We start from the raw sequence: 12345 nt of genomic DNA on the forward strand, positions 1-12345 counted from the left end.
TGACTGAAGAGGGCTATACATCAAAGCGATAACGAATGGCTCCAGTATCTGGATCATTAGTAATTTCCGCTAAACCATTCATCTCTGCTTCTTGAAGTAACCGCTTAACTTCTTGAGGCTCCAACTCAGTATACATAGCTGCTTGAGCAATAGATAAGGTGCCGCCATTCTCTTTAGCCGCTCTGAGTAGCTTCTGCATGGGACTGACTGACACTGATACTGGGGACTGAGTTGCCTCCTGAAGTTGCTTCAGTTGTGGAATATCGCCGAGATTCAGAGTAATTGACTGGTTGACACTAGCCGTTGCATTTCCTCCCAATCCTCTCAAATACAGATTGCGTCGATCAACCATATCTGGAATGAGAAGCAGATCGAGCAATTGACCAATTCCACAAACGCCAAACGTGAAAAGGTAAATCAATCCACTGGCAATATTCCCTGTGTAGAAGCGTTGAGCACCGCAGATACCAACAAAGCAAAGACACCAGACGATGTATGCCGTAGCTGAATTCACCTGCTCCATGACTTCATCCTTGTCTTTTTCGCTAACTTGCTAACTATAATATCGCTAAAATGACTAAACTCAAATCAGAATGGACAGCTAATACCAATTCAACTGAAAAATAGTGCTAATAGAGGCTGTGTAATGAATGACCAGCCCCTCAGAGAACGAATCACTCCTACTGTTATTGTATAACATATATTGTAAGTTTTGCCGTAGTGCTGCCAGCATCGCGAACGATTGCCATGCCAATCCAGTCCGCAGAGGGCTAAACCTACTCCGCTATCCTCTCCCCGATTCTCTTCTGCCGTGTCTATGATGAGAACTAGAGTCCTGATCGGAATTTGCTATGGCGACGACACGTCAATTTAGTAGCTTCAGCGATCTCCTTGCCACCACAGACAAACCCCTCTTGGTTGACTTTTATGCCGACTGGTGTGGCCCCTGCCGCATGATGGCGCCGATTTTAGAGCAGGTCAAGCAAATCTTGAAATCGGGCGTTGAGGTCGTCAAAATTGACTCTGAGCGCTATCCCCAACTGTCGAGTCAATACCACGTTCACGCTCTGCCAACCTTGATTCTCTTCCACCGAGGCCGTGAGGTTCAGCGCTGGGAAGGGGTTCAGCCGCCAGAAGTTCTGATTGACGCCATTCGCCGCCTGTAAAATTCTTCAAAAGAAAGGTGTTTGAGGAATCAGTCAGGATTGGCCAATATCAGCTATTGGACATTGCTCGTACCACCGTTGGCGGGGGGTGTCATCGGCTACTTTACGAATGATTTAGCCATTACCATGCTCTTTCGCCCCTACAAACCCATTTATGTAGGCGGCAAGCAACTCCCCTTTACACCTGGTCTCATTCCCCGCAATCAGGAGCGGCTGGCTCGTCGCATTGCTGATGCCATTCTGGGTTCTCTCCTGACGCCAGAGGAGCTGCAAAACTTAGCGCGGCGGCTGTTGCAAGTGGAACGGGTGAAGGCGGTCATCCATTGGCTCCTACAAACCAGTCTGAGCCAAATTCAGGCTCAAAGTGAACAGCGATCGGCTCAAGTTTTGGCCAATATTCTACGGGATTTTTTTGGCAGTGCCCTACCCCGTTTGATTAAAGTGTGGTCGCGGCGGGAAGACTTTCTGGAACCCCAACTGAATCAACTCTTTGATCAGGTGTTAGTGGAACTGCAACTGAGTGATGAACAGGCGGAAAAACTTGCAGATTGGCTGCTGTCGGTCATGTTGCCCCCCGATCGCCTACGACTGGCTATCATTGACTTTCTCACCGATCGCACCATTAATGTCCTCGATCAAGAACTACGCCAAAATACCAGTGGCACCTACTGGGTCGTGGCCAATCTGGTGGGGGTGCGCAATACGTTAATTCGCCTGCGGGAATATTGCCTGAATGAACGCGAAGCCTGTAACCGCCGCCTCGGAGAATTGATTACGGCATTGGCACTGCGGCAACGCTTGGTGGAAGCCCTGCAAAATATCACCCTACAAAGTTTGCCCCTCGGTACGGTGCGGGAGCTACGGCAACTGTTTCGGCAGACGGTGCGCAGCTATATCCAAGAGCAGGGCTTTAGCGTCATTGAAACGGTGAGTCAAACGGTGGAGTGGGAAACGATTTCCCTGAGTATTTTGCGGCGACTGCGGGATTCGGCGAGTCTGGGTGCCTCTTTGGAAGTGGTTAGTGATGAGTTGGCTTTGGTGCTCGATCGCTATCTGGAACGGGATATGGAGCTGATTATTGAGCGGGCAATTCCGATTTTGGATTTGGATCGGGTGATTGTGGATCGGGTCAAGGCCACCTCGCCAGAAAATTTGGAACTAGCCATTCAGGGCATTGTTCGCAGTGAGTTGCAAGCCATTGTCCGCTTGGGGGGCATTCTTGGCTTTTTGATTGGTGTTGTGCAGGCGGGATTTTTGTACTGGCAAAGTCTTCAGGGGGTCTAAACAGGGACTTTGACCTCAGACTCACCCGCCAACTGCCGCAGGTTTTGGCAGCGAATCAGTTCAGTGACATCAAGGACAGGACGACGTTCCAACTCTGCTACCTGAGAAATGCCTGAAAGGAGAGCTTTGGCAGCCTCTTGTTCACTGTAGCCGCGCCGTTGAGCCAATTGCAAAGCTTGGCGATCGGCCGCCACTTCCACGGGAATGCCCCGCGTATTTTGCCACACTTGCAGGCCAGCAAAGGTGGTTAGCCCGCCGGCTACCAAAATGCCGACAGGATCTGCTTGGACAACTTGTAAGACTGTACCCAGCACGCCTGCCACCGTCAGTCCTTGGTAGAGGTCAAGTTTGATCAAACCCGTGGTGTTAAACCACGCCACTGCCCGCAGCAATAAAAGATCGCGCTCCGGGGTATCGAGATGCTGCCACAGGCGAAAGTTAATTTCAATCGGGCGATCGCCCCAAGGGAGAGCGGGCTGATAGCGCAGGACTTGGCTTTGTTGCGGTCGAGAAATCAACTTACAGTACATCCGTGCCGACGCCGGCATCAGATCAAGCAGACGACGAATCTCAGCCTCTGGGGTCATAGGGGTAGTTATGCAATCAATGCTCTGCCCCTAGTCTGCCATTACCCTACCTTTCCGGCAATCTTCTGGATTCCTTAAAATAAAGGGGCATGTGTTTTTTGTGCCCAAATCAAAATGGTGATGACATCGGCCTTTGCCCCCTCAGAACAATCGCTGGTCGCTTCTCCCCAAGAATTGCCCGCCGTGGATGTGGCGATTGTCGGTGCCGGGATTGTCGGTCTGAGTTTGGCCTGTGCTCTACGCCACAGTGGCCTAGCGATCGCCCTCATTGAGGCAACTCCCTACGCGCGGGAAAACACCAAAGGCCAAGCCTATGCCCTGCATCAAGTGTCTCGTCGTTTCTTTGAGGAGATAGGGGTGTGGGATAAACTGCTGCCCTATGTGCAGCCCTTTGAGGTGGTGCAACTCTCCGATGGACGGTTCCCCTTGACAGTTCGCTTTGCCCCAGCCGATTTGGGTACAGAAGCCATTGGTTATGTGGCTGAGCACGCCGCGATCGCGGAGACCCTACAGAGCGTTTTACAGTCCGTTGATAATGTCACCTTCTATTGCCCGTGGTGGGTGGTGACGAATGAAATCAAGGGCGATCGCGCTCAGTTAACGCTCATCTCTGGTGACCCGGCCGCACCCAAGGTGGCTCACTTGGCAGCACGTTTAGTGGTGGCAGCAGATGGGGGCAAGTCTCCCCTGCGACAGCAAATGGGCATTGAACCCAAGGGGTGGCAATATGGTCAGTCCTGTGTGGTTGCCACCCTCGATGTTGCCCATCCTCAACCCGTGATTGCCTATGAGCGCTTTTGGCCGACAGGCCCGATGGGGGTGCTGCCCCTACCGCGGAATCGCTATCGAGTGGTTTGGACACTGCCCCACCCAGAGGCGGAAGCCGTTGCTGCCCTCGACGATCGCGCCTTTTTGGCGAAACTTCAGCCCTATCTTGACCCGCAGATGGCGGAGATTACGGGGGTGAGCGATCGCTTTATTTTCCCCACCCAACTGATGCAGGTCAATTCCTATGTGGGCGATCGCTTTGTGGTTATTGGCGATGCGGCCCATCGCTGTCATCCAGTGGGAGGGCAAGGGCTAAATTTAGGTCTGCGGGATGTGTGGGCACTGGCGCAACAGATTCTTGCCACGCCTTGTGAGAGACTGGGCGATCGCCCGTCCTTGGTGCAATTTCACCGTCAACGCTGGTGGCAAAATGCCCTAACCCTTGGATTTACTGACCTACTCAATCGGCTCTTTTCCAATGCGTGGTGGCCTTTAGTGGGGGTGCGCCGCTGGGGCTTGTGGCTGTTGCGAACTGTTGCCCCCCTCAAGCGTCTAGTGCTGCGGTTTATGGCTGGTCTCCTACTACCCCTACCGAGCGATCGTCAATTCCCCAGAGGGCATTAAAACTTTCTGCGCGATGATCTCCAGTGCCATCGTTCTGTAGTATCAATTTGACAGCAAAACGAACCGCTTGGGAGAAATAGATGGCTGCTACGGATGATCTAGAGAAAATTCGCCGCCAGTTTGACTATGGCCCCTATCCCCGTGTTGCCATTGACAAAACTCCCAAGGATGAGCCGAATGTTCTCTTTGTCCACGATTTGGTGACCGCCTTTTATGTGCGGGATCATCGGGTGCCAGAGACCAAGGGCAAGCGGATTCTCGATGCCGGGTGTGGGACTGGCTATAAGTCCTTAGTGCTGGCGATCGCCAACCCCGGCGCGGAAATTGTCGGTATTGACCTATCCCCTGAATCTGTGAAGTTGGCGGCGGAGCGGCTTAAGTTTCATCAGTTTGACAACGTTTACTTTGAGGCGCGCTCGATTTTGGATTTGCCCAGTTGGGGAGAGCAGTTTGACTACATTAATTGCGATGAGGTGTTGTATCTGCTGCCTGATCCTGTCGAAGGTCTCAATGCCCTGAAAAGTGTCCTTAAGCCCGATGGCATTCTCCGCAGTAATCTCCATAGTGCGCTGCAACGCTTTCCCTTCTTTCGGGCCCAAAATCTCTTTAAGCTGATGGGCTTGATGGACGACAACCCCGAAGAAATGGAAATGGACATCGTCCGCGAGATCATGAAAGAACTCAAGGATGGCGTGGATCTCAAAGCCCGCACGTGGAACCCCCGCTACGAACAGGAGGAGAGTAATGAGACCCTCTTGGCGAATCATTTACTGGTGGGCGATAAGGGCAGCACGATTCCCCAACTCTTTCAATACCTAGAGGCAGCGGGTCTGGAATTCATTTCTATGGTCAACTGGCGCCACTGGAATCTGGTGGATCTCTTCAAAGACCCAGAAAACTTGCCCACCTTTTTGGCGCTGAGCTTGCCCGATGTGCCACAGTCGGTGCAGTTGGAGATGTATGAGCTGCTGCATCCAGTACATCGCCTCTTGGATTTTTGGTGTAGTCCGCAACCCCGTGCCACCGCACCCGACTTAGGGGAATGGACTGAAGAGCAGTGGGATCAAAGTACAATTTATCTGCATCCGCAACTGCGTACGGAAACCATTAAGGAAAAATGGCTGGGGTACCTCAATGACCGCATGATTGTTGATCTGGGTACCTTTATGTCCTTCTCTAGTCCCGGCCCGACCTATATTGACCCCCTTGGGCTAGCGACGCTGCTGCCCCTCTTTGATCAGCCCTTGGCCTTTCCAGAGTTGTGCGATCGCTATCAACGCTTGGCACCCCTTGACCCCGTCACCCTCGACCCCATTGCACCAAAGGTGGCACGGCAACAACTGCAAACCCTCTTGACCCGCTTGGAAGTGAGTTTATTTGTCCTCGTCAGCCTACCCTAAGCCCATCCAGCCAAGCGCTTGAGCTAGCGCCAGTCCCAAATAGTTGGCGATCGCGTAGCCAAGCAGTCCCAAGGTAATCCCTACCCCCATTAACTGCGGCTGATGCCGACCCGTCGCTTGGGCAACGGCTGTGGTTGGTCCCCCCACGGCGGCTTGGGAAGCAAGGGCAATTAGTTCCAGATCCAATTTCAGAAGTGCCCCAAGGCCAAAGGTGACAAGACCGTGGGTAAAGACAATCACTGTGGTAAAAAGAATCATTTCCAGTCCCACTGGAATCAGGGAGGGCACATGGGTACCGGCACCAATCACCGTAAAAAAAAGATTCAGGCCAAACATTCCCAAAGCGCCCGTGCCCCGCAGGTAACGCATCCACTTAAACTGCGCCAATGCCAAGCTGAGGGTGGTGAGCCAGACAACAGTGGGAATCAGCGGCCAAAACTGATGCAGTGCCATTGACAAGACCAAGATCGCCACAGCCAAGCTGAGGAGAATGGCTAAATCTAGGGGCGCGATCGCTGAGGTCGTGGGCAGAGGTGTCACCGTACCCGCTTCCCTCTCATCTGGTGGTGGATAAACACGTGCTAGCAGTGAAGGCAGACTCAGGGTAGTGGCCAGCCAAATGGCCGTGAGCAGGTTATCCGCCGTCGTCGCCGCACTAAAGAGCAAATCCGAAAGGTTGAGGGCACGCCCAACCCCCACAAAGTTAATGCTGCCGCCAATGTAACTGGCTGCCAAACTGCCCGCCAAGCGGGGGGTATCCCCGAGAAAGCGACTATGAAACAGCACACTGGCAAGGAGAGCGCCCACCAAGGTTCCCAAACTGGCAAGGGCAAAGGCCAACAGAGCCGATCGCCCCAAGCGCCGCACATCCTGTAAATTCACCAGCAGCAGTAGCCAGACGATCGCCAGCGAGGTGATTGTGCCGTAAATCGTGTCATAGACCGGCGATTGTTGGGGAATAAGACCCAAATTTGCACAGAGGGCCGCCAACATCAAAATGATCAGCGAAGACCCCAAGCGTGCCGCCCAGCGAAAGCGATGCTCTAGCCACAACCCCAGTGCCGTCAGCGTCAATAGGATGCCCCAAAGGGTCAAGGATTCATCCATGGGGGGTCAACTCCGCTAGCCGCTGTCCCAATCGTGTGGGTTGCTCATAGACCCGCCGCAGGGTATTCACATCCCGCTGTGAAATGGGGGGTGGATCTGCCACTTGGGCAAAATAGAGGGCATCACTGGGTAGGGGGCTATGTCCCCAAATGCCGAGGGCATGACCCAGTTCATGGCGCAGCGCCGCAAGGACAAACTTGGCGGCTTGAGTCGGACGCACCACGACACGGCAGCGATGGCGCAGAATTCCTTGGCTATCCACAAAGAGTTCGTAGCTGGTTTCAGCAAAGCGGGCGCGGCGGTTATTTTGATCTGTGGGTCGCTGCGAGAGCAGGCGAATATTGGCCGGCAGGCTGGCATCCACAATTTCTAAGGGCAAATAGGCGGACCACTCCTTTACGGCCTGTTCTGCTGCTGCTTGCCACACATAGTTTGGATCCCACGGCGGCGGTTCAATGGCAACGGTGACTGGGAACTCTGTCCACAGCAGATAGCCCACTTCCACTGGTTGAACTTCATCAAAATAATCCTCACCTTTTGTGGGAATTGCAGCTAGGGAGGGGGGCAACGGATAGTGTACTGCCGCTGGCAATGGGATATTCTGGCGCGTCAGGTTTGCGGTGCCTGCCAAGGACTCCCAATTCCCTTGGGTACCACCTAGCATCAGTCCTAGGGCAACCACGCACACCAAGAACCACCAGCGACGCTTCATGCTTACTCCTCAACAGGTCTGTACAAAGGGCCAGCCCGGAAATCGCCAGAGAATAAGGGGAATCGCCACGGTCCAGAAAAAGGCATTGAGCAAGGCAATTTGACCCGCCAGATTCATCGGCAGATGCAACCATCCCTGTAACACCCAGCGATCCAAGGGCAAGACCAAGAGCCACATGAAACAAATGACGGCCATGCCGCCCCAAAAGATTGGCCAGCGGGCGTTGCTATTGAAGCCCTCAAAAAAGGTTTGACCCACCAGTTCTTCAAGAATGGCGACGGGGGCAGAGCGGTATTGCCCACCCGTGACTTGGGTAGCGGCGGCCAGTTGCGGAGCATGATCACCGACGACAATGGCGTTGATTTTCACTCGTTGTTGGCGAGCATTGGCAACCACAGCGGCATCCACTGGGGCTTCCCCATCGGTAATGAGGAGCAGTTCGCGGCAGCGATTCGGAATCTGTTGCAGTTGTTGGGTGGCCATGGCGATCGCCCCCGAAAGATTGGTTGCATTGGGATCCACTTGGGCAAGCAAATCACTGCGATTCAGGGCTTGATCCAGTTGGGTGAGGAGCAGATCACTATTCGTCTCAAACCGAGGCGTCAGAAACACCACATTGCGGCCAAAGCCGTGGATCATGACTTCGTTGGGGTTGGTGAGATCCCGTTGGTTACGTTGCAAGTAGAGCTTGGCAGCGAGCACCTGTTGCGCCATCACCGTTTGCGGTTGATTAAATTGCAACGGATTATTGCCAAACGTACTGCCGCTGAGATCAAGGGAGAGAACCACGGCGACACTGGGGCGTCCCCAATTCAACAGTGAGAAGAGCAGCGCTAGCAGGACACAGCCTATGAAGAGAATCAGGGGAATCTGAAAAAGAGGGTAATACCACAGTTGTCGCCGACGGGTCATAGCTCACTTAGGGTAAGGTACCGCTAAAGACTGCGAGGGCAGGCCCAGTCATATACAGATGTTGGCTAGGCAAATCCCAGCGAATATGGAGATCTCCCCCCGGCAGTTCAACCGTGGCTTGGGCTTGATCGCCCACCGGACTCAGGCGATCAGTCAAGACGGCAGCGACGAGGGTGGCACAGGCTCCCGTTCCACAGGCAAGGGTCATGCCAGCTCCCCGTTCCCAGACGCGCATCCGCAGGCGATCGCTGCCTAGGACTTGCACAAACTCAGTATTGGTACGCTGGGGAAAGACGGGGTGATGTTCAAACTGCGGGCCAAGGGTTGCCAGATCAACCGCAGCGACATCCTCGACAAACGTGACACAGTGGGGATTTCCCATACTCACGCAGGTCACCAACCACGGGCGATCGCCCACCGTTAGGGGCACATCAATCACCTTTTGATCTGCGGCTGCCAAGGTGGTGGGAATCTGCTGCGCCAAGAGGTGGGGTTGGCCCATATCCACCGTTACCTGACCATCCGCTTGTACCTCGGGCACAATGAGACCGGCAAGGGTGTCAATGCGGTAGCGCACGATTTCACCCGCAGAGCGACCCTCAAGGGCAAAAATAAACTTCGCCAAACAGCGAATGCCATTACCGCACATTTCGGCCACTGAACCATCGGCATTGTACATCCGCATGCGGTAGTCGGTCTCCCCCGTGCCTGTCAGCAAAAAAATGACGCCATCGGCGCCCACGCCAAAGTGGCGATCGCACCAGTGTTGGGCTTGTTCTGGGGTTAAGAGCAGCGCTTCCTGATGGCGATTGTCAATGAGTAGGAAATCGTTACCTAACCCTTGGTACTTCTGAAAAGATAGGCTCATAGAATTGAAAAGGTACGAGAGGGAAATCCATGACCGACGAATTTAATACGGCACTGCCCAGCATTCGCCAGTTGCAGACCTTCATTAAAGATAGCACCGAGGTTGAAGTCAAGCTCAGTACCAGTGATCTCGTGGTTGGTAAGGTGCGCTGGCAGGATATGAACTGCCTCTGCGTTGTCGATCACTACGATCAACCCACAATCATTTGGAAGCAGGCCATTGTCTTTATTAAACCCAAGCTAGCCTAAGGGCCACAGTTGCAGCGCCACTGCCAAGGCCTCTTGATAGACCACCTGCCAAGGCTGCTGATGCTGACGGGCAAGGGCGGCACAGTCTTCGTATTCCGGCTGGACATTGAGCCGCTGTCCTTGGTGTTCAGCCACTTTCACCCGTACTTCACCAAAGGCCGTTGCAATGGTTTTGATTTGGCGTTCAAGGATATAGCGCTCCTGTACTTGCCGCCGCAGCCCCAGCGTTGTTGTTTCCCGAAAGAGGGTCTGGACACAGGCGGCCTCAGCACTGGGGGGACACAACACCGTGAGCAAAACCCCCAAGCGTGACTTTTTCATCGTAATAGGTTGGTAAAAGACTTCAATCGCACCAGCAGCATAGAGTTGTTCGAGGGTATAGCTGAGAGCTTGGGGCGTCATGTCATCCAGTTGGGTTTGTAGCTCGACAATGGTTTTTGCTGTGGTTGTTTCTGCTGAGTTCGGCAGCGTTCCCAACCAGAGACGCAGGAGATTCGGTAGGGGCAACTCTTGACTGCCAGCGCCTAAGCCCACCCGTTGCAATGTCATCGCTGGCGGCGCACCAAAGCCCTCACTCAGGGCACAAACCAAGGCAGCTCCCGTAGGTGTGACCAGTTCTTTGGCAATGCCGTTGCTGTAGAGGGGTACTTGGTACATTTGGCATAGTTGCAAGACCGCAGGAACGGGGACTGGTAGTTGACCATGGGCCGCTTTGACCGTTCCGCCCCCAGTGGGTAGCGCCGAGCAGTAAATGTGGCTGACATCGAGGTAATCTAGCCCCAAGCAGGTGCCGACAATATCCACAAGGGCATCTACCGCCCCCACTTCATGGAAATGTACTTTTTCTGGCTCAATGCCATGCACGGCGCCCTCAGCAATGGCCAAGGCTTCAAAAACCTTGAGGCTCCAGTCGCGGGCGCGATCGCTGAGGTGGGCAGCGGAAATTTGCTCTGCAATGTCCGGCCAATGGCGATGGTGATGGGAGTGGCGATCGCGCAGATGCACCTGTGCTTTTAATCCTCGCTGTCCCTTGCGCTGCACCGTTTCCGTGGTCAACTCAAACTCATCGGCAATCCCGAGCTTGGCCAATTGGCTTTGGAGGTAGTCGAGGGGAACCCCCAGATCAAGGAGGGCACCCAAGCACATATCCCCCGCCACCCCAGCAGGGCAGTCAAAATAGGCAACCGTCATGGCAAACTCACAGGTGCAGCGGCACTAAAGAGTTATGTTGACCCCCCCTAAAGTCAGGGGATTCTTGTTACTGGTTCCGTGACCTCACTTAGGATTTTAGGTTTCCCTTCCACCACAGAGGCGATTGTCTCTCCAGTCGTTCGGGATAGCTCCCCAGTTTCCCAATGCCCTTGGGTACTGCTTTTGACTGTCTTTGACCTTCTTCTTTACCACGCCACGACATCGTTAGATGCCACCACGCACCAAGCTTTTCTTGGTCTATACGTTGGCGTTGGACGTTTAGACTAACATTGGCGTATCTTATCACAAAACAAAAAAGATAGAGCTGCCCTCTAGACTGTTAGGCCGCGCGTAGCAGGGTGGGGCTTTAGACCCAATTTTTTGGTCACTAAAGTTGCTCTGAAGATTTTTATAGTTCCCACCCTCCTCTAGGATCATGATAGTCTGGCAAAAGCCTCTTCTTCGTTATTTGCGTTTTCAATGGCCACTGGGTCTCTAGCAGCACTGCTGCAACCGGATTTAATTCTTGAAACCACGATTGAACAGTTGCACCCCAGTCTGTTGGAAAAATATCATCTGCGGGGCATGGTGCTAGATGTGGATGATACGCTCCTCCCTACGTGGGATGCGGATCTGCCGCCGAAAATTTTGGCGTGGCTACTGGAGATCAAGCATCAAATGCCGATCTGGCTAGTGAGCAATAACTTGAACCATCGCCGCATTGAACGTATTGCCCAGCAGGTGGAGTTACCCTTTTTGATGGGGGCAGGCAAGCCCTCGCGGCGTAAGATTCGTCAGGCCGTGCAAGCCATGAATTTGCCCTATGATCAGGTGGCCATGGTGGGCGATCGCCTGTTTACCGATATTCTCGCAGGCAATCGTTTGGGGATGTTCACGATCTTGGTACAACCGGTTCTCGTCAAGCGCCTTGATGGTAAATCTTGGGTACGCAATCTGGAGTTTTGGCTGGCACGACAGTTGGGAACGCCGCTGGCGATCGCGCCCCCGGCTGAGAATTAGCCTTTGGCTTGTAAATAATTGACCAGTGCCCGTAACCCCAATAAATAGCTATCGGCACCAAAGCCGGCAATTTGACCGATCGCCACTGGTGCAATGTAGGAATGATGGCGAAACGTTTCCCGCTGATGAATGTTACTCAGGTGAACTTCCACAGTGGGCAGGGCAACCGAAGCAATTGCATCTCGTAGAGCTACGCTGGTGTGGGTATAGGCTGCGGGGTTAATTAAAATGCCTTGGACACGCCCCATTGCCCCCTGAATGGCATCCACCAAGACCCCTTCATGATTGGATTGCAGGTACTCAATGGTTACCCCTAACTCCTGCGCCAAGGCTGCCAAAGATTGATTGATGCTCGCCAGTGTCACAACCCCATAAATTCCCGGCTCCCGTTGCCCTAACAGGTTCAGATTGGGGCCATGCAGCACCAGAATATGAAAGGCCAAGCTTAACCTAACCGT

The 12345-nt window shown here is 53.6% G+C and carries 14 protein-coding genes; 6 read left to right on the forward strand and 8 right to left on the reverse strand.

Annotated features, from left to right (window positions below; all coding sequences use genetic code 11):
* Nucleotides 1-13 precede the first annotated feature (13 nt).
* Nucleotides 14-523: a TM2 domain-containing protein gene (locus KV190_RS11780; protein WP_460193554.1), complete on the reverse strand. Its 510-nt coding sequence runs from the start codon at nucleotides 521-523 to the stop codon at nucleotides 14-16.
* A gap of 328 nt (nucleotides 524-851) precedes the next feature.
* Between KV190_RS11780 and trxA the strand changes: the two genes are divergently transcribed.
* Nucleotides 852-1166: a thioredoxin gene (trxA, locus tag KV190_RS11785; RefSeq protein ID WP_250681422.1), complete on the forward strand. Its 315-nt coding sequence runs from the start codon at nucleotides 852-854 to the stop codon at nucleotides 1164-1166.
* A gap of 126 nt (nucleotides 1167-1292) precedes the next feature.
* On the forward strand, nucleotides 1293-2450 hold the full coding sequence (locus tag KV190_RS11790; protein ID WP_460195284.1) for a DUF445 domain-containing protein: 1158 nt from the start codon (nucleotides 1293-1295) through the stop codon (nucleotides 2448-2450).
* Here the strand turns inward: KV190_RS11790 and KV190_RS11795 are convergent.
* Nucleotides 2447-3037 carry a DUF3318 domain-containing protein gene (locus KV190_RS11795; RefSeq protein ID WP_460193555.1) on the reverse strand — a complete coding sequence of 197 codons (591 nt, stop codon included), beginning with the start codon at nucleotides 3035-3037 and terminating at the stop codon, nucleotides 2447-2449. The genes KV190_RS11790 and KV190_RS11795 overlap by 4 nt on opposite strands.
* A 114-nt stretch (nucleotides 3038-3151) precedes the next feature.
* On the opposite strand from KV190_RS11795, the gene KV190_RS11800 reads away from it, so the two are divergent.
* Both KV190_RS11800 and KV190_RS11805 read left to right on the forward strand, forming a co-directional pair.
* Nucleotides 3152-4429: an FAD-dependent hydroxylase gene (locus tag KV190_RS11800; RefSeq protein ID WP_460193556.1), complete on the forward strand. Its 1278-nt coding sequence runs from the start codon at nucleotides 3152-3154 to the stop codon at nucleotides 4427-4429.
* An 80-nt stretch (nucleotides 4430-4509) separates the two neighbouring features.
* Nucleotides 4510-5829 (forward strand): class I SAM-dependent methyltransferase, encoded by a 1320-nt coding sequence (locus KV190_RS11805; RefSeq protein ID WP_460193557.1) that lies wholly within the window; start codon nucleotides 4510-4512, stop codon nucleotides 5827-5829.
* Here the strand turns inward: KV190_RS11805 and KV190_RS11810 are convergent.
* Genes KV190_RS11810 through dapF form a run of 4 tightly spaced genes read right to left on the reverse strand, consistent with a single transcriptional unit; the run spans nucleotide 5821 to nucleotide 9428 of the window.
* The gene (locus KV190_RS11810; protein ID WP_460193558.1) at nucleotides 5821-6936 is read right to left on the reverse strand and encodes a DUF819 family protein; all 1116 of its coding nucleotides are present in this window, start codon (nucleotides 6934-6936) and stop codon (nucleotides 5821-5823) included. The two genes, KV190_RS11805 and KV190_RS11810, sit on opposite strands and share 9 nt — an antisense overlap.
* Nucleotides 6929-7648, reverse strand: coding sequence for a peptidase (locus KV190_RS11815; RefSeq protein ID WP_460193559.1), 720 nt, complete (start codon nucleotides 7646-7648; stop codon nucleotides 6929-6931). Before KV190_RS11815 ends, KV190_RS11810 begins: the two co-directional genes overlap by 8 nt.
* Before the next feature lie 9 nt (nucleotides 7649-7657).
* A complete protein-coding gene (locus KV190_RS11820) occupies nucleotides 7658-8560 on the reverse strand; it encodes a vWA domain-containing protein (protein ID WP_460193560.1) in 903 nt (300 codons plus the stop codon).
* A 7-nt stretch (nucleotides 8561-8567) separates the two neighbouring features.
* Complete coding sequence (gene dapF / locus KV190_RS11825; RefSeq protein WP_460193561.1) at nucleotides 8568-9428, reverse strand: diaminopimelate epimerase; 861 nt, start codon at nucleotides 9426-9428, stop codon at nucleotides 8568-8570.
* A gap of 29 nt (nucleotides 9429-9457) precedes the next feature.
* Between dapF and KV190_RS11830 the strand changes: the two genes are divergently transcribed.
* Complete coding sequence (locus KV190_RS11830) at nucleotides 9458-9676, forward strand: Hfq-related RNA-binding protein (protein WP_149818719.1); 219 nt, start codon at nucleotides 9458-9460, stop codon at nucleotides 9674-9676.
* Here the strand turns inward: KV190_RS11830 and larC are convergent.
* Nucleotides 9668-10867: a nickel pincer cofactor biosynthesis protein LarC gene (gene larC, locus KV190_RS11835; protein WP_460193562.1), complete on the reverse strand. Its 1200-nt coding sequence runs from the start codon at nucleotides 10865-10867 to the stop codon at nucleotides 9668-9670. The two genes, KV190_RS11830 and larC, sit on opposite strands and share 9 nt — an antisense overlap.
* A 480-nt stretch (nucleotides 10868-11347) precedes the next feature.
* Between larC and KV190_RS11840 the strand changes: the two genes are divergently transcribed.
* Complete coding sequence (locus tag KV190_RS11840; RefSeq protein ID WP_460193564.1) at nucleotides 11348-11887, forward strand: YqeG family HAD IIIA-type phosphatase; 540 nt, start codon at nucleotides 11348-11350, stop codon at nucleotides 11885-11887.
* Here KV190_RS11840 and aroQ read toward each other — a convergent pair.
* Complete coding sequence (aroQ, locus tag KV190_RS11845) at nucleotides 11884-12330, reverse strand: type II 3-dehydroquinate dehydratase (protein WP_460193565.1); 447 nt, start codon at nucleotides 12328-12330, stop codon at nucleotides 11884-11886. The two genes, KV190_RS11840 and aroQ, sit on opposite strands and share 4 nt — an antisense overlap.
* Nucleotides 12331-12345 lie beyond the last annotated feature (15 nt).

The sequence above is a fragment of the Thermosynechococcus sp. FA-CM-4201 genome (assembly GCF_054689355.1).

Coding starts and splice junctions, on each gene's coding strand:
- KV190_RS11810 (WP_460193558.1), bottom strand. CDS start 6,936: ATGGATGAATCCTTGACCCTTTGGGGCATCCTATTGACGCTGACGGCA.
- KV190_RS11820 (WP_460193560.1), bottom strand. CDS start 8,560: ATGACCCGTCGGCGACAACTGTGGTATTACCCTCTTTTTCAGATTCCC.
- trxA (WP_250681422.1), top strand. CDS start 852: ATGGCGACGACACGTCAATTTAGTAGCTTCAGCGATCTCCTTGCCACC.
- dapF (WP_460193561.1), bottom strand. CDS start 9,428: ATGAGCCTATCTTTTCAGAAGTACCAAGGGTTAGGTAACGATTTCCTA.
- KV190_RS11800 (WP_460193556.1), top strand. CDS start 3,152: ATGGTGATGACATCGGCCTTTGCCCCCTCAGAACAATCGCTGGTCGCT.
- larC (WP_460193562.1), bottom strand. CDS start 10,867: ATGACGGTTGCCTATTTTGACTGCCCTGCTGGGGTGGCGGGGGATATG.
- KV190_RS11830 (WP_149818719.1), top strand. CDS start 9,458: ATGACCGACGAATTTAATACGGCACTGCCCAGCATTCGCCAGTTGCAG.
- KV190_RS11805 (WP_460193557.1), top strand. CDS start 4,510: ATGGCTGCTACGGATGATCTAGAGAAAATTCGCCGCCAGTTTGACTAT.
- KV190_RS11780 (WP_460193554.1), bottom strand. CDS start 523: ATGGAGCAGGTGAATTCAGCTACGGCATACATCGTCTGGTGTCTTTGC.
- KV190_RS11795 (WP_460193555.1), bottom strand. CDS start 3,037: ATGACCCCAGAGGCTGAGATTCGTCGTCTGCTTGATCTGATGCCGGCG.
- KV190_RS11790 (WP_460195284.1), top strand. CDS start 1,293: ATGCTCTTTCGCCCCTACAAACCCATTTATGTAGGCGGCAAGCAACTC.
- KV190_RS11840 (WP_460193564.1), top strand. CDS start 11,348: ATGGCCACTGGGTCTCTAGCAGCACTGCTGCAACCGGATTTAATTCTT.
- KV190_RS11815 (WP_460193559.1), bottom strand. CDS start 7,648: ATGAAGCGTCGCTGGTGGTTCTTGGTGTGCGTGGTTGCCCTAGGACTG.